Origin of the sequence: Arthrobacter sp., assembly GCF_031988865.1 — a bacterium.
Taxonomy (GTDB): Bacteria; Actinomycetota; Actinomycetes; order Actinomycetales; family Micrococcaceae; genus Arthrobacter_B.
Genome location: NZ_DALZXY010000069.1, coordinates 1 through 19,762, shown reverse-complemented (window position 1 = coordinate 19,762; position 19,762 = coordinate 1). Strand labels below are relative to the sequence as shown.

Sequence of the window (19,762 nt, the reverse complement as noted above, 5' to 3'; positions counted from 1 at the left end):
CCCGCACGGCGTACAGGTACAGCGGAAAGACTGCGAGCGCCAGCACGCAGACGTGCGCCCAGGCCGCACCGGCCAGCCCGTAGGGCCCCACGCTGAGCCCCACGGCCGGGACCAGCACAACGAGCCAGACGGCCTGGACTCCGAAAACGGCGCCGGCCCGCCCCTGCCCAACCAGGAGGTTGGACAGCAGCAATGACAGCGCGAAGAGGCCTCCGTAGAGGGCAAGGACCCGCAGGACAGGTGCGGCCGCGTCCCAGGGCTGCCCATACAGGACAGCTACCAGTTCATCGGCCAAGGCAATGGTCAAGGCAGAGATCGGAAAGGCGATGAGGGCCACCAGCCGTGACGTTTTCGCCAGGAAACGGCGCAGTTCGGCCGCATCGGCGCGGAGGGCGGAAAAGGCAGGCATAGCCACCGAGTTGATGGTGGACCCCAGGACCGACGTGGACCAGGAGGCCACTGTGAACGCGAGCGTGTAGATGCCCAGCTCACCGGGGCCCATGAAGGCACCGATAATTGCGTAGTCGGCGTTCAGCAGGCTGTAGCCCAGCAGGTTGGCTCCGGCCAGCGGCAGACCGAACCGCAGCACCGGACCAACTTCGGCCCGGCGCAGCCGCGGCCAGTAGGTCCGGTCCACGCTCAGCGCCATAACCACGCCGCTGACGAGCTGGCCTGCCACCCGTGACCAGGCGAAGGCCATGGCCCCGTCCCCGTTTACCGCCAGCAGGACCAGGATCAGGTTCGTTGGAACGAAGGAAATGGCCGAGGCCAGGAAGACCTTGCCCTGCCGGAACTCCCGGACCAGGAGCGCCCCGGGAACGGTGAACACACCCCCAAGGAACACCGCGATGGAAAGCACCCGGATGGGTCCGGCAGCTTCCGGTGCACCCAGCGCCTGTGCCAGCGGGTCGGCGGCCAGGGCCATGCCGGCGGCCAGCAGGAAAGAGCTCACCAGCGCCAACAGGGCAACGGTCGAGGCGACCTTATCCGGGTCCAGGTCCCGCCGGGCAACACAGGAAGAAAGCCCCAGTTCCCCAAAACTGGAGACCACGGCGTGGACCACCAGGGCCGCCGCGAAGACACCAAAATCGTGCGGCGTCACCAGCCGGACCACGATCACCATCACGGCGATCCCGGCGAGCTTCATCATCAGCGCATTCGCCCCACTCCAAAGCGCTCCCCGCGCTGCCCTGGTTCCTATTCCCTGCAGTCCAGCGGAATCGGGCAGGGCAGTCACCTCAGGGCTCCAGCCAGGGTCTCTGCCACGAGCTCCTGCTGGGCGCGGGTGATGTGCGGGTAGATGGGCAGGGAGAGAAGTTGGCCCGCGGCTTCCTCGCTGACTGGGAAGTCTCCGGGCCCATAGCCCAGGTGCGCGTAAGCACGGGTCAGGTGCACGGGCACCGGATAGTGAATGGCCGCACCGATGCCTGCCGCGCCGAGCAGCTCCAGGACACGGTTCCTCTCAGCCGCAGGAACCCGGATGGCATAGATATGCCAGACATCGGTGTTGCCCTCCGCGGAGGTGGGCAGGGTGATGCCGTCGATGCCGGAGAGCAGGCCCGCGTAGCCGGCGGCGGCCGACCGGCGCTGCTCGTTCCACAGGTCCAGCTGGCGCAGCTTGGCACTGAGGACCACGGCCTGGACAGCGTCAAGGCGCGAGTTCATTCCGGGTACTTCATGCTGGTACTTGACCCTGCTGCCATGGTCTCCGAGGAGGCGGACCTGTTCGGCGATGGCGCTGCTGGCGGTGAGGACCGCTCCTGCGTCTCCGGCGGCACCCAGGTTCTTTCCAGGGTAGAAGCTGGTCCCGGCGGCATCCCCGAGCGTTCCTGCCTTCCTTCCGAACCGGGCCGCGCCCTGTGATTGAGCTGCATCTTCCACGATTGCGGCACCCCAGCGGCGGGCCGTCTCCGCCAGCTTTTCCACCGGTGCGGTCTGGCCAAACAGATGGACGGGCATCAGCGCCTGGGTGTTCGGCCCGGAGGCGTCCAGGACGCTGCCGGGATCGATCAGCAGGTGCTGCGGATCGACGTCGGCCAGCACTGGCCGGGCGCCGATGCGCGAGACCACCTCGGCTGTGGCGATGAAAGTATTCGCCGGGAGGATCACTTCTCCACCGGGTTCCACCCCGCAGGCCCGCAGGGCCAGTTCCAGCGCGTCCGTTCCGTTTCCGACGCCTACGCAGTGGCCAATATCCAGCCATCGGGCATAGGCAGCTTCAAACTCGGCCACGGCTGCGCCGCCGATGAAGGCGGTCCGGGCGAAGACCTCCTTGATCCCGGCCTGGATTTCTTCGTCAACTTCGGCATGCTGGGCCGCCAGGTCCACGAACGGTACCCGAAGCCTGTGCTCTGTGCCCATCACCGTTCCGTCCTCTCCGGTTCCGTGCCCGCCATGGCCGGTGCCGTGTCGGCGTCGTGCACACGCAGTGGCCTGGCGGGCACTCCTGCCCAGATCTGGCCGTCAGGCACGTCCGTCAGCACGGCAGAGGCCATGCCCACCACGGCCCCGCGGCCAATCCGCACGCCTTGCCGCACGCTGGCGCCCATCCCCAGATAGGCGCCGGTGCCCACGTGGACGCCGCCTCCAAGGGACACGCCGGCGCCCAGCGTGCAGTAGTCCTCCAGGACGTTGTCGTGTGTGAGGGTGCTGTTCGGCATCACTGCCACATGCCGGCCCACGGTCACGGACGCGGTGAGGACAGTTCCTGCCAGCAGGATGCTTCCGGTTCCCACCGTGCAGCCCTCGGGAAGATGGACTCCGGGATCCAGGAACGTGGCGAACCGTTCCTCACCAATTCCGGCGCGCTCCAGTGTTTCGACTATCCCGGCCCGGGCGGTCCCGGAGCCCGCGCAGGCAAGGAACCGGCAGCGCGGGTAGTTCCCGGCATCGGCGATGCCTCCCAGGACCGGAATGCCGTCAACCCGGCTCCCCGGCAGTGTGGCATCGTCGTCCAGGAACCCGAAGATCCGGTATTCGTTGACCAGGCGCAGGGACGCCAGGACTTCGCGTCCCAGTCCTCCGGCGGCGAGCAGCAATAGTGCCGGCATGCTCATGCTTTCCTGCCGCGGCGGCCCACGGCCTCAATGACCCGGCCCTGCTCGGACTCGGTCATTTCGTGAAAGAGCGGAAGGATCAGGGTGTTCGCGCTGAGGCGTTCTGTGACCTGCAGGCTCGCGGATCCAGTGTCTCGGTTCCTATAGGCCGGCTCGAGGTGTGCTGCCATGATCCCGCGGCGGGCGGAAATGTCTGCCTCGGCGAGCGCGGCCAGCAGGCCGTCGCGGTCGGTGCCAAACCCGGGCAGGACTTCGATCCAAAAGGACTGGTAGTTGGTTTCGCCCCACGGCGGGTCGGTCACGGTACGCAATCCCTCGATATCCGCGAAAGCCTTGGCGTAGCCGGCGGCCAGTTCACGGCGCCGGCGGACCACGGCATCGAGCCGTCCCAGCTGGACCAGGCCCACGGCCGCCTGCAGGTCGGTGAGGCGGTAGTTGAATCCCACCTCGGTGTACTCCTCTGCCGGTGCAAGCACGTTTGCGTTCCGGTCCGCGGCGGAAACACTCATGGCGTGTTCACGGAGGGTCCGGGCACGGGCCGCCCAGTCTTTCCGCGAGGTCGTGACCATTCCGCCCTCTCCGGTCGTGAGGATCTTCCGAGGGTGGAAGGACCAGGCCGCCACTTCGGCTCCGGCGCCGACCGGCGCCCCGGCATAGCGTGAACCTGCACCGCATGCAGCGTCTTCGAGGACGGTGATCCCAAGCGGATCGCAAAGTGCACGCAACGATGCCAGGTCCACGGGAACCCCACCCTGGTCCACCGCAATCACGGCGCGGGTGGCGGGGGTCAGGGCTGCTTCCACTGTCATGGCGCTCAGATTCCCGGTGCTGTGGTCGACGTCCGCGAAGACCGGGCGCGCACCAACGTAGGTGGGGGCGTTGGCCGTGGCGATGAAGGAGAAGGACGGCACAACGACGTCGTCTCCCGGGCCGATGCCCGCGACAACCAGGGCCAGGTGCAACGCCGTCGTGCAGCTGGACGCGGCGACGGCGTGCCCGGCTTCCATCCGGGCAGCGAAGGCCTCCTCAAAGGCGGCTACCCGCGGTCCCTGGGCGATCCAGCCCGTGGAGATCACTTCGCTGACCGCCGCGATCTCTTCCGTGCCGAGCCAGGGCTTCATGACATTTATGCGGTTCATTCTTCGCCCCGCCCCCGGCCGGCTGCGATCTCCGACCGCAGCGGAAGCCACCACTGGACGAGTTCGGCCAGTCCCTTAGCCAGCGGCACTTCGGCCGTGAAGCCGAGTGCGTCCCGGGCGGCGGAGGTGTCGCCCAGCCGCCGTCCGACGCTGTTGACCGTGCGGGCGGGCCCAAACTCGACGTCGAGGTCGGAATCCATCACCAGCAACAACTGGCGAGCCAGCTCCAGCAGGCTGGTTTCCGTGCCGCTGGCCACGTTGTAGATCCCCTCGGTGGAACTGTGCTGCGCGGCAAGCAGGTTCGCCCGCGCAATGTCCGACGTGTAGACGAAGTCCATGGTCTGGGAACCGTCGCCAAGGATCAGCGGCGGCAAGCCGTCGGCAATGCGTTCCATCCACCGGACCAGCACCTCGGTGTAGACCCCGTGAACGTCCATCCGTGGACCGTAGACGTTGAAGTAGCGCAGTCCTGTGTAGGAGAGGCCGTGCATCGCGTGGAAGCTGCGGAGCATGCCCTCGTTGAACGTCTTCGCGGCACCATAGAAGGTGTCGTTGTTGTGCAGGTGGTGAAGCTCCGGCGTCGGGAACTGCTCGGCGAGCCCGTATACGGACGCGCTGGAGGCGGCAATTACCTTCTTCACGCGGTGGGCGGCGGCGGCCTCCAGAATGTTGAAGGTGCCGTCGGCGAGCACCTCCAGCGCCAGCCGCGGATCTTCGGCGCATTGCGTGATCCGGATGGCCGCCTGATGGAACACGTAGTCCGTGCCCGTGGTGAGGTCATGTACCAGGTCCCGGTCTCGGATGTCCCCTTCGTAGAGGCTCACCCTCGCGTCTTCAAGCGCATCGGCAAGGTTTGCGCGGCGGCCGCGCACCAGGTTATCCAGCACACGCACTTCACCGGCACCGGCGTCGAGAAGCTGGTCGACGATGGCCGAGCCGATGGTTCCGGCGCCTCCGGTTACAAGGACGGAGGCTCCGAAAAGCGAATAGTTCTGTGTCATGAGGCGGATTCCAGTTCAAGGGTTGGAAGCGCGACCGGGGTTCCGGCCTGCTGGCTGCGGGTTGCGGCGTCGAGGACGGACAGCACACGCACGCCTGCCCCGCCACTGGTCTGTGCCTGCCTGCCAGCCCGAATACTGGCCGCGAACTCCGTGACCATGGCCGCCAGCGCCTCGTGTTCAGGCAGGGCCGGTGACCAGGTGTCACCGAGCCGGTAGGAAATGTTGGATTGTGAGCGCTCGGCCAGGCCGGTCCCGGTTCCCAGATCCACCCCGCGGTCATACACGCTCACCCGCTGCTGCGGGTTGAGGTCATCCCAGACGAGGGTGCGCCGGCTCCCGCCGATGACGAGCTGCCGGATCTTGGTGGGGCTGAGCCAGTTGACGTGGATATGAGCCATGGCACCGGTCTCCAGTTCGAGGACCAGATGCCCCACGCAGGCTTTGCCTGCGCCCAGCGGGTCAGATCCGTGGGCTGACACCCGGACCGGCCGGAGCCCCTGCGGCAGCACAAAATCCAGGATGGCGAGGTCATGCGGGGCGAGATCCCAGAAAACGTCCACGTCCTGCTGGATGAGCCCCAGGTTGATCCGCACGGAATCGATGAAAAGAATGTCGCCCAGCTCGCCTGCGGCAATCAGTTCACGGATCTTCTGGATCGCCGGCGTGTAGCAGTAGGTGTGATCCGCCATCAGCACCAGGCCTGAGGCCTCCGCCAGGCGCACCATCTGTTCGCCGTGCGCCAGCGTATCCGCCAGGGGTTTTTCCACCAGGACGTGTTTACCAGCGGCCAGGGCCGCTGCGGCTATGGAATGGTGCGTGCGGGCGGGGGTAGCGATAGCCACCGCGTCCAGCCCCGGGTCTTCGAGCAGTGCCTGGACGGAGCCTTCGACGGCGGCCCCGCCAACGGCGTCCGCGAGCCTGTTGGCACGCTCCGCGTCCAGATCGCAGATGGTGGTCAGGCGCCAGTCGGGGCTGGCATGGAAGTTCCGGGCGAGGTTGGGACCCCAGTATCCTGCGCCGATAACGGCTACGTTGAGGGCGTGTTCGGGCAAGGCCGAGCCAACGGTTTGCGAAGGGTGCACTTTTGAGACCTGCTGTTCTGTCCGCAGCCGCTAGAGGCTGAACTCTTGGTACTGCGGAACACCCTACGAAGCGGGCTTTCGGGGTCGGATGAGTACCGATTACCGGTAATCACATGCCGCTACCCAGAAAGGGCAGCTCCCCACTGCGTAGTCGGTGCGGGGAACTACTCCCCCAACAGTTCAGCGGTCAGCTCATCACGCTTGCTGATGCCGAGCTTTTCGAAGATCCGGTAGATATGGCCTTCGACTGTGCGGACGGAGAGGAACAGACGTTCGGCGACCTCCGCGTTTCGGAAGCCCTTGATCACCAAGGCCGCAACATCTTTCTCCCGACGCGTCAGAGCCGGCGTCAGCGAAGTACTGCGGCGGCTTTCCGCCGTCTCCAAGGACTTGCCGATAACCCGCTGGACCCGCTGGATCTGTGTGCGGTCCCCGATGGCTTTGGCGAGCCGGAGTGCCTCCCGCAGCGCCAGCGCCCCCATGCCTTCACTGTCCGGGTCCGCAGGCTCCATGGCCAGGTGAAGCAGGGCTGGCACATCCTGGTCCAGGACCGCCCGCGCAAACTTATTCACCGCGCTGCCACGCGGCCCCTGGATATCATCACTGAGCTTAAGCAGGCGGTTCATTCCGGTTGCGTCGCCCAGGCCCATGCCAAGGGTGCGGAGCTCGAATTCAGCCGAAGTAAGCCCGTTCTCCTCCGCTTGGTCTGCCAGTTCCCGAAGTTCTTTGAGGACCCTGGGATCATTGGTCCTGGCGAACTCTGCGACCATCCGGTTTCCCCTGGCAATCACCTGCGCGCTGACCGCCCCGCGGGGTTCCAGCTCGTCATAGTCCGCGAGGATTTCTTCGGCCCTTGCAAAGTCGCCTTGCCGGGCGACGAGCTGCGCGCTGAGGCACAGAGCCAGGGGAAGCATCCCCTCCGGGTCATACGTCCGCAGGCCTTCGACTGCTGCGTTGAGCTTGGGCAGCGCCTCTTCCAGCTTGCCGCGGCGCAGTTCCATCACGGCGAACGTCATATCCACCGAACCGCCGATTCGTCCGAAGCTGCGCGAGGAGGCGGCGAAATCCTTCCTGATCGTGTCCCTGGCTTCCTCCCAATAGCCCGCCCAGAGCAAGGCGGCAAGATGCCGGTGGAGAACGAACTGGTAGTACGTCAGGAAACGGTGGTCGTTGGCGATAACGATTGCCAGCGCTTCGCGGGTCAGGTTGGCCGCTGTTTCGGATCGGCCGCTGCAGGTGTGGATGTCGCCCAGCAGGGTAAGCGCCACCAGGCTGGCCTCGGTGTCTCCCTCAGCCCGGGCATCGCTGAGCAGGTTGGTCAGCTCGGCTGCGGTGCTGCGGTAGTTGCCTTCTGCGACGTTGATCAGGGCACCCAGCAGCCGTGCACCGCGGCGGGAGGACGCAATGTCGGTCTGCATCTCGGCGTCGGCTTTGCCTGCCGCAATGGCTTCGGCTTCGATCCGGTCGATCGCCGTTTCCCAGGCCGATTTCGCCCGGCGCACTCCGATGCCGGCCCTATCCGAATGCTGCCGCACCTGCACGTCCAGCAGGGTACCGAGTTTGGCGGATGTAAGGTCCCTCGCGGATTCGACTGTTCCGGCAACCAGTTCCTGCGCCGCGGTGAAATTGCCCCGCTGGTACTGTGCCCTCGCCGTTTGGATCCGGGCTGCAGACAGCATCTGCGGATCTTGGATTTCCTGGGCGGCCCGCAGGGCGAAATCACTGTCGAAGAAATTGTTAGCCATATAAGCGGCCTGAAGCAGCTGTTGATCCGGGACTGGGGCACCACAGTCCAGGGACCAGCCAACGCTGCGCAGCAGGCCATCCATGGAATCCGAGTTCTCCGGCAGGACAGCCAGCACCTTCTGCCGCAGCCGGGCGCTGCGGGCTGCCGGAACCATGTGCCGAACCAGCTCCCCATACAAAGGGTGCCGGGGGCGCAACAGCCGCTGCCCGTCCTCTTCCACACTGACCAGCTTGGCGGCCGTCAGCGCGTCCACCGAGCGGTGCATTCCCAGACGGAAGGCAACACCTACCGGGACCGGCTCCGCCAGGGCGATAATTTCCATGGCTTCCCGCTCATCATTCGAGAGCCCGGACAGCTGTGCCTTCAGCAGATCCCCCAGCCGGCCCTGCGGCGGATGTACGTTGTCCCCAAGCAGCCAGACCCCGTGGCGCGAGACCAGGTTTCCGGTGCGCCGTGTTTCGGCGATCAGCGCGAGCATGTACATCGGGTTCCCGCCGCTCATCCGGGCCAGCTCGGCGCTTGAGGTGCTGAGCACCGGCCCGCCAAGGACCTGTTCACACAGTTCATGAACCTGCGAATCGGTCAGCGGCAGCAGGTGGTGCCGGGCGATTACCCCGCTCCAAACCTGAGCGGGAAGTCCGGCGGGAATGTCCGTGATGCTGCGGGTGAGGATCAGCATGCGCACCGTGTCAGCTGCCATCAGCTGCGAGAGCAGGTCCGCGCTGGCCTCGTCCAGGGCATGGGCATCATCCACCACAACCAGGGGCCGTGGATGCCCGTCCGATTCCATGGCCGGGCGCAGCCGATCCAAAAGAGCCCGCATAACGGCCAGCGGTGAGTCGGTGTCGCTCGCCGAGAGAACGGGCAGCAACGGCGCCAGGGCACCGAAGGGAATGCCGGTAAGCGCCGAGCTCGCGTGAATCCGGTGGACCGGCATTTCCGTTGAGAGCACCCCGACCACCACATTCGCCAGCGCGCTCTTGCCCAGTCCGGCCTCGGCCACCACAAGGGCACCGCGCAGCTCCGCCGAACGGATACTGGCCAGCACGGCTTGGACATCGTCGTCCCGGCCCACCATTGATTGCGCTACAAAACCTTGCATTGTCCCCCCACCCATCCCCGGTATTACCGAAGGATCTCCCTCAACTCGTCCCGGCCGGACACATGCAGCCTGTCGAAGAGCTTGCCCAGATGCCAATCAACGGTCCGCGGGGAGAGATGGAGTTCCTCGGCGATCTGCGTCCGCGTCAGCTTTCCGGCCGCCAGCCGCACCAGCCCGGCGTCGAACTCGCTGAGCTCCCCTAGCTTCTGTTCCACACCGTTTTCCCTGCGGAGCTTCCTGAACGCCGTATTTTCGATTCCAGCCGCCTCCCGCAGGTCGCTCCGCGACGAAGTGTCCGCGAATTTTCCCGTAATCAGCCGGGCGGCGTGGTGTGCCAGCAGATGCTGGCCGAGTTCCTGCGCACCATGCGCCGCATCCAGCAGCAGCCTCGGGTTCCTGGAGGCTATTCCATACCCGTATCCGGCCAAGACACGGGCCCACCGCCCCGAAACCCCCTCAGCAGTGGTGGCCAGCGCGGCTGCTGCCGTGCGGTCCCCCAGCGAAGCAGCACGTTCCAGGCAAATGAGCGCAAAAGAGACATTGCCCTGCCCGAGGGCCTCATCCGCCAGCCGGGACAGGGCGCGGGACGCCGCTTCAGGGTTTTCCTCCTGCCCTGCCAGCACCCTGAAGTAGGTGGTCATCTGCCGCGGATACCAGAACGGGCGATGCCTGAAGCGGGGTGCCATGGCCGTGTAGGCAGCGGCCTGTGCCGGATTTCCGCTGAGCCTGTAGGCATATGCGACCAGCGCTGCTGCCAGGGGCATGAGGTTCTCCGGGTCGTAGTAGCGCAGCTGCCCGACGGCGGGGAGGAGAAATTCCAGCGCCGCGTCGCCTTCTCCGGCTGCAGCCCGGATGAACCCCGCGGCCAGTTCCCCGGCGCTGCCGCGGTAATGCCCGTGGCCCTTGCTCTCTCCCAGGGATCCGAGCAGTTCCTGCGCCCGCTTCAGCTCCCCTGCCGCGTAGAACGCATAAAAGACACGGGACAGAACCGCGGTCTGGTCTGCCGCTGACCGTGGCATCAGTATCACCGGCCAGGAGCGCTCGAGCAGTTCCATGCCTTCTCCGGCACGCCCGGTCACACTCAGGGCTTCGGCTGCCATTGCCGTGGCAACGGCACGCGTACCGGGGGAAAGGTCTTCCCGTGCGGCCAGGGCAACGAGCGGGCCAACGGACCGGGTGTACTCCCCCTCTGCCAACCACACCTCCGCCTGGGCCAGGATAATCGCAGGGTCAGCGGCCGGCGTGTGCTGCTTTGTTCCGTGGGAGTCCCGGTTCCCCCGGCCGTCGCCCAGGAGACTGTCCAGTACGGACTGGGCGTTCCCCTCTTTGGGCAGGCTGCGCAGCAGGATGGCTTTTCGAACCATCAGTTCCACCCAGCTCCCGCGGCGGCTGTCGTCGAACCCGGGCTCGAAGTACCGGAGAACGTCCAATGCCTTTTGGTTCTCGCCCAGGGCCGTCAGCGCCCTCACCTCTTCGCACACCAGTTCCTGGCTGCGCCGGTCTTTGGCAACGGACCTGATGCAAGCCAAAGCCGCGGCGTTATCCCCGTTGGCATTGCCCGCTTTCGCAGCGCGCAACACCAGGTCTTCTCCCACCTCGGCCCCGCAGGACAGCGACCAGGCGACATATCCGTCGGCGGCCAGCGGATCGAGGCCGGAGCTTGAGTTCAGCACCGCGGAAACCTCCTTCCACAGCTGGTGGCTGCGGCCCAACGGCACGTTCTCGGCCACAACCGTCGCAAGGGTAGCGTTGCGGATCCTAACCATCGGAACCGGGCTGCCGGAAAGGTGGACAGTCCCCGACTCCTCCAGGGCGTCCAGCACCTCCGGAAGTGACAGCTCCAGCATGAGCGTCAGGGGAAGGGATCCGGTGAAGGAGAGGATCTCCACGGCTCTGCGTTCTTCGGGTGAGAGCCCGGATATCTGGGCTGAGATCACTTCCGCAATCTCTCCCGTATGGACATAGGGAGCGGCCATCACCCAGACCCCTTCGCTTCGCACCAGCCGCCGTGACTCAATTTGCTCGCGCGTCATGAGGATCGTGAAGTGGGGGCTGCCCCTTGTCTCCGCCCACATTGCCGCTCCGGCCCGCTCAGACACTTTTCCGCCCGCCACCCGTTCCATGAGGTGTCGAGTCTGGAAAGGGGCCAGGGGCTCAAGGTCAGTTCGTTGGAGGTAGCCGTCGGACCACAGCGAAAGAAGGTCCGGTGCGGCCAGCAGGATGTCCTGAACGGTTGCGATGACCGTGGCGTCGCCTCCACGGACCAGCTGCGAAATCACGAGGGCGGAGAGCCCATCAAGTTCCTCCGCATCATCGACGCAGATCAGGATGGGACGGCCCTTCGCCTTATGCCGGAGCAGGTCGCGCAGCTGCTGCAGAACCTGCAGGGGATGCAGCTCAGCCGAAGCCGGCAGTTCCGTGAGGAGCCAGGCCATCGCCCCATAGGATGTTCTTCGGGATACCCGGCTCCCATGCAGGCTTACGATGCAAAACCCGCCGGCCGCTTCCAGGGCGGCCGTGGCCAGCGCACTCTTGCCGATACCGGGCGGGCCTACGATCAGTGTCCCTGTCCCGCTCTTCAACGCGGTCTGCACGCTCTCCAGAACGCTTTCGCGCCCTACCAAAGAGCTTGCAGCCCTCACCGCATTCATGCCCAGCCAGCGTCATCCAAGGATGAAGACAGCCTAGAAGCGCCCCTGGCTAGCCGTCCCATAAGCTTCCCCCATGCTGCCCGATTCGGTTTGCTTTTGTGCGCCCCATAAAGTACGAGTCAATGGGCTAGCATACGCTCAAGCTGCGACCATAGGAAGGTATGCAGCCGGCGGGCTTTTGGGAAGGACCGGGCGGCTGACCTGCAGGATCACCGTCGGCAGGTGGGAGGCCAGCCATCCAAGACCGTGAAAAGGGACCGACGCCGGGATGGGGGTGGCCCAGTCTCGGAGGCCTCCCGACGCCGGCCCCGCTTCAGGAGCCCGAAGGCTACGGCCAGTCTAGGCCTGGGGTCAGGCGCAAACAATGCCCTCCACGGGCCCTGCCGGCACTGGTTAAATACCCGAATAATCACCGGCACTACTTGGACGCGGTGACCTGCGGCGTAACCGCGAAGAGCCAGTCAGGAGCCGCCGTGGAACTTCTGCTGGGCGGCGTTCAAGCCTTCAGTGATGAGGCATTCGAGGGCGTCGGCGGCATCGGAGATGAGGAACGGAAGCTCCTTTGACTCGGCCGTACCGAAGTCCTTCAGCACGTAGTCTGCCGCCTCCATCCGGCCGGGGGGACGTCCCACGCCAACCCGTACCCGCAGATACTCCTTGGTTCCCAGGGCCTTGCTGATGTCACGAAGGCCATTGTGTCCGCCTTCTCCTCCGCCGAGCTTGAGCTTGACGGTGTTGAACGGGATATCAATCTCATCGTGCACGGCAATGACCTGGGCGGGGTCAATGCCATAGAACCTGGCCAGGGCGGACACCGGTCCCCCGGAGAGATTCATGTAGGTCATGGGTTTGGCCAGCACTACGCGCGGACCGCCGATGGAGATCCGCCCCTCGGCGACCTGCGCCCTGGTCTTGTGTGTCTTGAAACTGGCGCCGATGCGCGAGGCAGCCTCGTCCAGGACCATCTGGCCGATATTGTGCCGGTTGCGGCTGTAGCCGGGCCCGGGGTTTCCGAGCCCGGCTACAAGCCAGGTATTGCTGTTCACAGTTGGGACTGCTCCTTGAACTGGTGCCGAGGTGTACCGGACGGCTCAGTCCAGGGGTCAGGCCCCGGCAAACCGTACTTGAAAAGGCTTAGGCCTCTTCAGCTGCTGCGGGAACTTCCTCAGCCGGGGCTTCCTCTGCAGCTTCGCCCAGGTCCTGGACCGTCGGCTCGGAAACGTTGACAACCATGGTCTCCGGATCCAGCAGCAGTTCGACGCCGGCCGGCAGGTCGATGTCGCCCGCGGTGATGTGCTCGCCGGCCTTGCGGCCTTCGACGCTGACCTTGAGGGACTCGGGGAGGTTGGTGGCGTCTGCCGAAACCAGCAGGGTCACGGCTTCCTGGTTGAAGACATTGCCCGGAGCAACTTCGCCTTCGAGGTGGACGTTGACCTCGACCTCAACCTTTTCGCCCTTGCGGACAGTCAGGAGGTCGATGTGCTCGATGATCTGCTTGATCGGGTCGCGCTGGATATCCTTGGCCAGGGCCAGGTGCGCTTCGCCGTCGACGTCGATGGTCAGCAGGGCGTTCGAGGTACGGGCGGCCAGTGTGGTGGCCTTGGCCGGCAGCAGGATGTGCAGGACGTCGGCGCCGTGGCCGTAGATGACTGCGGGGATCTTGCCGGCGGCGCGGGCCTTGCGGGCTGCGCCCTTGCCGAAGTCGGTGCGGGTGGTGGCTGCAAGCTTCTGGTCAGACATAACTAACTCCTGTGCTGGGTTCTTCCGTAATGGCTTTGAGTTGCCTGTCAGGCGCCGGTATCGGAACGAACCAGCTGCGATTCCGCGTCCATGGGACTGCGGTGCAGTTGAGAAGTTGCCAGCCACCGTCGATAACGGAGTACCGCCGGAAATTTCCGGGGCCTCCCTCGCCTAGGCATCGCTGCCAATCTTATCAGCATTCCCGCCCCGCCTATGCCCCGCCCCGCCCATGCCCCGCCTCAGCCGTCCTGCCCCCGGGATACCGCCGAGATACCGCCGGGATACCGCCGAGATAGCAGTAAGTGCTCGAAAGCCGCGGCTTTCGAGCACTTACTGCTATCTCGTTCTATTCGATTGTGCCGTCTGGGTCACTGACCCGGACGCAGCCCGGAAGCAGCCCGGACGCGGGATCAGGCTTTGCCGTCGAAGAGGCTCGTCACCGAACCGTCTTCGAACACCTCGCGGATGGCACGGGCAATCAGCGGTGCAATGGAAAGCACGGTGAGCTGCTCGAAGCGCTTGTTAACCGGGATCGGCAGGGTATTGGTTACCACGACCTCGCGGGCGCCGGACTCAGCCAGGGTGCGTGCCGCCGGATCGGAGAACACGGCATGGGTAGCCGCAATAATGACATCCTTGGCACCGGCTTCCTTCAGGACCCGGACCGCTCCGGCGATCGTTCCGCCGGTGTCGATCATGTCGTCGATAAGCACGCAGGTGCGGCCTTCGACCTGGCCGACAACCTGCTTGGAGACAGCCTGGTTGGGAACGGTGAGGTCCCGGCTCTTGTGCACGAATGCCAGCGGGGCGCCGCCAAGGCGCTCAGCCCACTGCTCAGCCACCCGTACCCGGCCGGTGTCCGGGGAGACAACGGTGACGTTGGTGACGTCCACGCGGGTGCGGATGTAGTCGGCCAGCAGCGGGATGGCCATCAGGTGGTCGACGGGGCCATCGAAGAAACCTTGGATCTGCGAGGTGTGCAGGTCCACGCTCATGATGCGGTCCGCGCCGGCGGTCTTGTAAAGGTCGGCAACCAGACGGGCGGAAATCGGCTCGCGGCCGCGGCCCTTTTTGTCCTGGCGGGCGTAAGGGTAGAACGGCGAAACCACCGTGATGCGCTGGGCCGAGGCACGCTTCAGCGCGTCGATCATGATCAGCTGCTCCATGAGCCAGTTGTTCAGCGGGGCCGGATGGGCCTGGATCACGAAGACGTCCTTGCCACGGACGCTTTCGCCCGGACGGACGTAGATCTCACCGTTGGCAAAATCATAGGCAGCGAGCGGCAGCAGGTCGGTGTCCAGGCATTTGGCCACCTCCTCGGCCAGCTCCGGGTGAGCCCGTCCCGTGGCTAGGACAAGCTTCTTTTCACCTTGTGCGGTGATTACGCTGCTCATTCGTGGTCGCTTTCTCGCGTGGGGATATCAGTACCGGAGAGGGAAGTCTGTGTCTGCGCCGCTTCCGCTGCCCGGGCAGCGGCGGAATTCGGGCGGTTGGCTGCCACCCAGCCATCGAGGTTGCGCTGCGGAGCGACGTTGATGGCCAGGGAGCCGGCGGCAACGTCCTTGCGGATCACCGTCCCGGCTCCACTGTACGCCCCGTCGCCTACCGTTACGGGGGCCACGTACATGTTGTCGCTGCCCATCCGCACGTGCGAACCCACGGTGGTGTGGTGCTTCTTTTCGCCGTCGTAATTGACGAAAACGGAGGCAGCACCAATATTCGAGTGCTCGCCGATGGTGGCGTCACCCACATAGGAGAGGTGCGGCACCTTGGAGCCGGCGCCAATCTCCGCGTTCTTGGTTTCCACGAAGGTGCCGATCTTGCCGCCCTCACCCAGCCGGGTGCCGGGGCGCAGGTAGGCAAAGGGCCCGACGTCGGCCCCTGCCCCGATCCGCGCATCCGATCCGTGGGTGCGGATCACTTTGGCGGCTTCTCCGACCACCACGTTGGTGAGGGTGGTGTCCGGGCCAACGACGGCGTCGCGCGCTATCTGCGTGGTGCCGTGCAGCTGGGTGCCGGGCAGGATCGTGACGTCCTCTGCCAAAGTGACAGTGGAATCGATCCAGGTGGTTGCCGGGTCCACGATGGTGACGCCGGCGCGCATCCAGGCGATGAGGGTGCGGCGGTTGTGTTCGGCGTTCAGGGCTGCCAGCTGCACGCGGTCGTTGGCGCCTTCGACCTGCCACTGGTCGCTTGTTACTACGGCGGCGACCCGGCCACCTGCTCTGCGGGCGAGGGAAAGCACATCGGTCAGGTACATTTCGCCCTGCGCGTTGTCGGTGCTGACCTGGGACAGTGCATGCCGCAGCACGGCCGCGTCGAAGGCGTAGATGCCGGAATTGATCTCATTGACCGCAAGCTCGTCGGCGCCGGCATCCTTATGCTCCACGATTCCGGTAACGGTCCCGTCAGCAGCCCGGATGACCCGTCCGTAGCCGCTGGGATCATCCACCCGGGCAGTGAGGACCGTAACCGCGTTGCCGTCGATGCGGTGCACCGTGACTAGCTCGCGGAGGGTTTCCGGTTCCAGCAGCGGCACGTCGCCGTAGGTCACCACAACAGTGCCCTGCAGCTCGCTGACCGCGTCGATCGCTTCAAGGCCGGCCTGGACCGCGCGCCCGGTGCCGGGGACTTCGTCCTGGTCCACGATCAGCGCGCCGGGCTGCAGCGAGGCGACATGCCCTGCCACCTGGTCCCGCTCATGGCGTACGACGACGGCGAGGGTGCGTGGCGCCAGGGCCTGCGCCGCGTTCAGGGCATGCCCCACCATCGACACACCGCCGACCGGATGGAGGATCTTCGGCGTCCGGGACTTCATTCGGGTGCCTGCCCCGGCGGCCAGGACAATGACGGCAGCAGGACCGGCTTCAGTCTTCGTTCCGGTACCTTGCGTATCCTGCATGCTCACGAAAAAGCGCTCCTACACGTTGTCCGGTCAGGGGCCGAGCGGCGTCGATTGACTCCGATTCGGTCTCTGCGGCTGCCACTTTAGCGTTCCGCCCATAGGATTCGAACCTATACTCCACGGCTCCAAAGGCCGGGGTGCTGCCATTACACCAGGGCGGAAAGTACGCAGCACCGGCTGCACACAAGAGTCCAGTTTGCCACGTCCGGAGCTTCCTCCGCGACTTGGGTTCACAGGCCCGCCCGGGCTCCGCGCGCGGTGGATGCGTAGACTGGGAGGGTGGCGAGAATAACAGCGGCGCGCTCACGCCCGCGCATGACCGGAGCCCAGCGGCGGGCGCAGCTGATCGGCGTCGCCCGGTCCCTTTTTGCTCTGCGCGGGCTCGAAGGCGCCACGATCGAGGACATCGCCGCCGGGGCGGGCGTCTCCAAGCCTGTTGTTTACGAACACTTCGGGTCCAAGGAAGCGCTGTACACCGAAGTGGTTGATTCCGAATTCGACCGTCTCCTCGCCGCGATCACGGAGGCCTTGGGCGCCGATGCCGGTCCGCGGGTGCTGCTCGAACGGGCCGCCTATGCGCTGCTGGATTACATCGAGAACCACACGGACGGTTTCCGGATCCTGGTCCGGGACGCACCGCCGTCGCAGCCCGAGGGCACCTTCTCCACCCTGCTTTCCCGCATTGCCGCGGACGTGGAGCACATCCTCTCCAAAGAATTCAGCAGCCGCGGGCTCAGCGCCGAGGTTGGCGGAATGTACGCGCAGATGCTCGTGGGCATGGTCGCCATGACCGGGCAGTGGTGGCTCGATGCCCGCTCCCCCGATAAGGCGACCGTTGCTGCGCACCTGGTGAACCTGTCCTGGAACGGGCTGACAGGCCTGCAGCGGGATCCCGCGCTGGGGCACATTCCCGGCGGCGCGCCGATGGTCCTGACCCTCTCCGCTGTTCTCCTGCGTGACAGCGAGGGGCGGATCCTGCTGGTCCGCAAACGCGGAACAAAACGCTTTATGCAGCCCGGCGGGAAGCTGGAGCCGGGCGAAGACTTCCGCCAGGCCGCCGCCCGCGAAGTCAATGAGGAGCTCGGGCTCAGCGTGGTCGCCTCGGAGCTCTCGGACATTGGCCGCTGGTACGGTCCCGCCGCCAACGAGGCCAACACCTTCATTGACGCCGGCCTGTTCGAGCTCTCCGTTCCGGGCCCGTTTGGCAGCGGGGCCGACCCGGCGCCGCGGGCCGCCGCGGAGATCGAGGAGACGCTCTGGCTGACCCCGGCCGAGGCCTTCGCCCGCACGGATATTTCCCCGCTGCTCCGCGACCACGTCCTCCCCGAACTGCTCGCTGCCGAAGGCACCGACCTCACCGTCGCCGGCTGACTCTCCCCTCCCCCTCTCTGGAGGTGGAGGGGTGGGTGCCTACTCCAGCAGCTCCGAAGCCTCGAGCCACTGCATTTCCAGCTCTTCCTGCTCTGCGGCCACGGCCTGCAGTTTCGCGTTCAGGTCGGCCAGCAGCCCAAAGTCCGGTGATCCCTGCGCCGTTGCGGCGTTCATCTGGGTATGGATCTTCTCTGCCTGGCCGGCGAGCTTGGTCAGCTGCCGTTCGATCCGGGTAATGTCCTTGCGCGCTGCGCGCTTGTCCGCTTCCGAATGGACCGACCCTGCCGATGCGTTGCCTGCCCCGGAGGTTCCGGAGCCGGCGGCATCGGGCCGGGAGGTTGACGCCTGTGCGGCCCGCGAGGCCTGCGAGGAACGTCCGCCGCCTGCTCCCCCGGCACCCAGCGCCGCTTCGCGCAGCTCAAGGTACTGGTCGACGCCGCCGGGCAGGTCACGGAGTTTACCGTCGCCCAGCAGCGCCATCTGTGTGTCGGTGACGCGTTCGAGCAGGTAGCGGTCGTGCGAGACCACAACGAGCGTCCCCGGCCAGCCGTCGAGCACGTCTTCGACCGCGGCGAGGGTGTCGGTGTCCAGGTCGTTGGTGGGCTCATCGAGCATCAGGACGTTCGGCTCCCCCACGAGCAGGCGCAGCAGCTGCAGCCGGCGCCGCTCGCCGCCGGAGAGTTCACGGACCGGGGTCCACTGGCGCTGGGAGCTGAAGCCGAGCTGTTCCACGAGCTGGCCAGCGGAGAGTTCACGCCCGCCAACGTTGAAAACCCGCTTTTCCTTCTCGATGACCTCGATGACCCGCAGGTCAGAAACCTCGTCGAGTTCCGTGACTTCCTGGGTGAGCACAGCAGTCTGCACGGTCTTGCCGCGCTTGAGCCGGCCCGACGTCGGCTCCACTGTGCCGTTGAGCAAACGAAGGAGGGTGGTTTTGCCGGCACCATTCACTCCGACGATTCCCAGCCGCTGGCCCGGTGCAAGCCGCAGGGTGATATTCCGGAACAGCTCGGTGTCCCCCAGCTGCAGGGACACGGATTCCAGGTCCAGGACGTCCTTGCCCAGCCGCGCCGTCGCCATCTTGTTCAGCGACAGGGTGTCCCGCGGTTCCGGGACGTCGGCGATCAGGTTGTTGGCCGCTTCGATCCGGAACTTCGGTTTGGAGGTGCGGGCAGGAGCGCCGCGGCGCAGCCACGCCAGTTCCTTCTTGACCAGCTGCTGCCGCTTGTTTTCGACGACGGCGGCCGTCCGGTCGCGTTCCGCGCGGGCCAGCACGTAGGCGGCGTATCCGCCGTCGAAGGGCTCCACCATGGCGTCATGGACTTCCCAGGTGCGGGTGCAGACTTCGTCGAGGAACCAGCGGTCGTGGGTGACTACCAGCATGCCGCCTTCCGTCGCCCGCCAGCGCTGCTTCAGGTGCCGCGCCAGCCAGGCCACCCCCTCGACGTCGAGGTGGTTGGTGGGCTCGTCGAGCATAATGACGTCGTCCTCCCCCATCAGCAGCTTGGCGAGTGCCACGCGCCGCCGCTGGCCGCCGGAGAGTGAGGAGACTTGGGCGTTCCAATCGACTTCCTGCACCAGTCCGCTCATAACGTCGCGGATCTTCGGGTCGGAGGCCCACTCATGGTCCGCGGCGTCCCCAACGATCGCGCGCCCAACGGTAAGGTCGCCATCGAGCACGTCAGACTGGTCGAGGTAGCCCACGGTGACGTCGCGGCGGCGGGTGACCCTGCCGCTGTCCGGAGTCTGCCGCTCGGCGAGCAGCCGCATCAACGTGGACTTGCCGTCGCCGTTGCGGCCCACCATGCCGATCCGGTCTCCCTCGTCGAGTCCAAGGGAGACGGCGTCCAGGATGGTTCGGGTGCCAAAGGCGATGCTGAGGTTTTCAGCGCCAAGCAGGTGTGCCAATCGGAACTACTTTCTTCGGTGGTTCAGCTGTTGTCGGGTGCTGCCGGTGCGGCGCCGCCG

The 19,762-nt window shown here is 65.9% G+C and carries 14 protein-coding genes and 1 tRNA gene; 1 reads left to right on the top strand and 14 read right to left on the bottom strand.

Going from position 1 to position 19,762, the window contains the following annotated elements; all coding sequences use genetic code 11:
* The 13 genes from RTN46_RS12435 to RTN46_RS12375 all read right to left on the bottom strand — a co-directional run.
* Positions 1-1,237 (bottom strand): oligosaccharide flippase family protein (locus tag RTN46_RS12435; protein ID WP_312181788.1); only part of this gene is annotated, 1,237 nt, incomplete at its 3' end.
* Positions 1,234-2,361 (bottom strand): DegT/DnrJ/EryC1/StrS family aminotransferase, encoded by a 1,128-nt coding sequence (locus tag RTN46_RS12430; RefSeq protein ID WP_312181786.1) that lies wholly within the window; start codon positions 2,359-2,361, stop codon positions 1,234-1,236. The genes RTN46_RS12435 and RTN46_RS12430, both read right to left, overlap by 4 nt.
* Positions 2,361-3,050 (bottom strand): NeuD/PglB/VioB family sugar acetyltransferase, encoded by a 690-nt coding sequence (locus tag RTN46_RS12425; RefSeq protein ID WP_312181784.1) that lies wholly within the window; start codon positions 3,048-3,050, stop codon positions 2,361-2,363. The genes RTN46_RS12430 and RTN46_RS12425 overlap by 1 nt, the downstream gene beginning before the upstream one ends.
* Positions 3,051-3,052: 2 nt before the next feature.
* Positions 3,053-4,195: a DegT/DnrJ/EryC1/StrS family aminotransferase gene (locus RTN46_RS12420; protein ID WP_312181782.1), complete on the bottom strand. Its 1,143-nt coding sequence runs from the start codon at positions 4,193-4,195 to the stop codon at positions 3,053-3,055.
* Positions 4,192-5,196 (bottom strand): NAD-dependent epimerase/dehydratase family protein, encoded by a 1,005-nt coding sequence (locus tag RTN46_RS12415; RefSeq protein WP_312181781.1) that lies wholly within the window; start codon positions 5,194-5,196, stop codon positions 4,192-4,194. Before RTN46_RS12415 ends, RTN46_RS12420 begins: the two co-directional genes overlap by 4 nt.
* Complete coding sequence (locus RTN46_RS12410; RefSeq protein ID WP_312181780.1) at positions 5,193-6,278, bottom strand: Gfo/Idh/MocA family oxidoreductase; 1,086 nt, start codon at positions 6,276-6,278, stop codon at positions 5,193-5,195. The genes RTN46_RS12415 and RTN46_RS12410 overlap by 4 nt, the downstream gene beginning before the upstream one ends.
* Positions 6,279-6,442: 164 nt before the next feature.
* Complete coding sequence (locus RTN46_RS12405) at positions 6,443-9,127, bottom strand: LuxR C-terminal-related transcriptional regulator (RefSeq protein ID WP_312181779.1); 2,685 nt, start codon at positions 9,125-9,127, stop codon at positions 6,443-6,445.
* 23 nt (positions 9,128-9,150) lie between these two features.
* Positions 9,151-11,778: an AAA family ATPase gene (locus RTN46_RS12400; RefSeq protein WP_312181777.1), complete on the bottom strand. Its 2,628-nt coding sequence runs from the start codon at positions 11,776-11,778 to the stop codon at positions 9,151-9,153.
* Between the two features lie 461 nt (positions 11,779-12,239).
* Positions 12,240-12,824 carry an aminoacyl-tRNA hydrolase gene (gene pth, locus RTN46_RS12395; RefSeq protein ID WP_312181775.1) on the bottom strand — a complete coding sequence of 195 codons (585 nt, stop codon included), beginning with the start codon at positions 12,822-12,824 and terminating at the stop codon, positions 12,240-12,242.
* Between the two features lie 88 nt (positions 12,825-12,912).
* Positions 12,913-13,518, bottom strand: coding sequence for a 50S ribosomal protein L25/general stress protein Ctc (locus RTN46_RS12390; RefSeq protein WP_312181774.1), 606 nt, complete (start codon positions 13,516-13,518; stop codon positions 12,913-12,915).
* 410 nt (positions 13,519-13,928) lie between these two features.
* The gene (locus tag RTN46_RS12385) at positions 13,929-14,912 is read right to left on the bottom strand and encodes a ribose-phosphate diphosphokinase (RefSeq protein WP_248318592.1); all 984 of its coding nucleotides are present in this window, start codon (positions 14,910-14,912) and stop codon (positions 13,929-13,931) included.
* Positions 14,909-16,420 carry a bifunctional UDP-N-acetylglucosamine diphosphorylase/glucosamine-1-phosphate N-acetyltransferase GlmU gene (glmU, locus tag RTN46_RS12380; RefSeq protein WP_312181790.1) on the bottom strand — a complete coding sequence of 504 codons (1,512 nt, stop codon included), beginning with the start codon at positions 16,418-16,420 and terminating at the stop codon, positions 14,909-14,911. The genes RTN46_RS12385 and glmU overlap by 4 nt, the downstream gene beginning before the upstream one ends.
* Positions 16,421-16,512: 92 nt before the next feature.
* Positions 16,513-16,584: transfer RNA gene (locus tag RTN46_RS12375), tRNA-Gln, on the bottom strand.
* Positions 16,585-16,702: 118 nt separating this feature from the next.
* Between RTN46_RS12375 and RTN46_RS12370 the strand changes: the two genes are divergently transcribed.
* Complete coding sequence (locus RTN46_RS12370) at positions 16,703-17,794, top strand: TetR family transcriptional regulator (RefSeq protein ID WP_312181770.1); 1,092 nt, start codon at positions 16,703-16,705, stop codon at positions 17,792-17,794.
* Positions 17,795-17,833: 39 nt separating this feature from the next.
* Here the strand turns inward: RTN46_RS12370 and RTN46_RS12365 are convergent, their stop codons facing one another.
* Entirely contained in the window at positions 17,834-19,702 is a 1,869-nt protein-coding gene (locus RTN46_RS12365; RefSeq protein ID WP_312181769.1) for an ABC-F family ATP-binding cassette domain-containing protein, read from the bottom strand.
* Positions 19,703-19,762 lie beyond the last annotated feature (60 nt).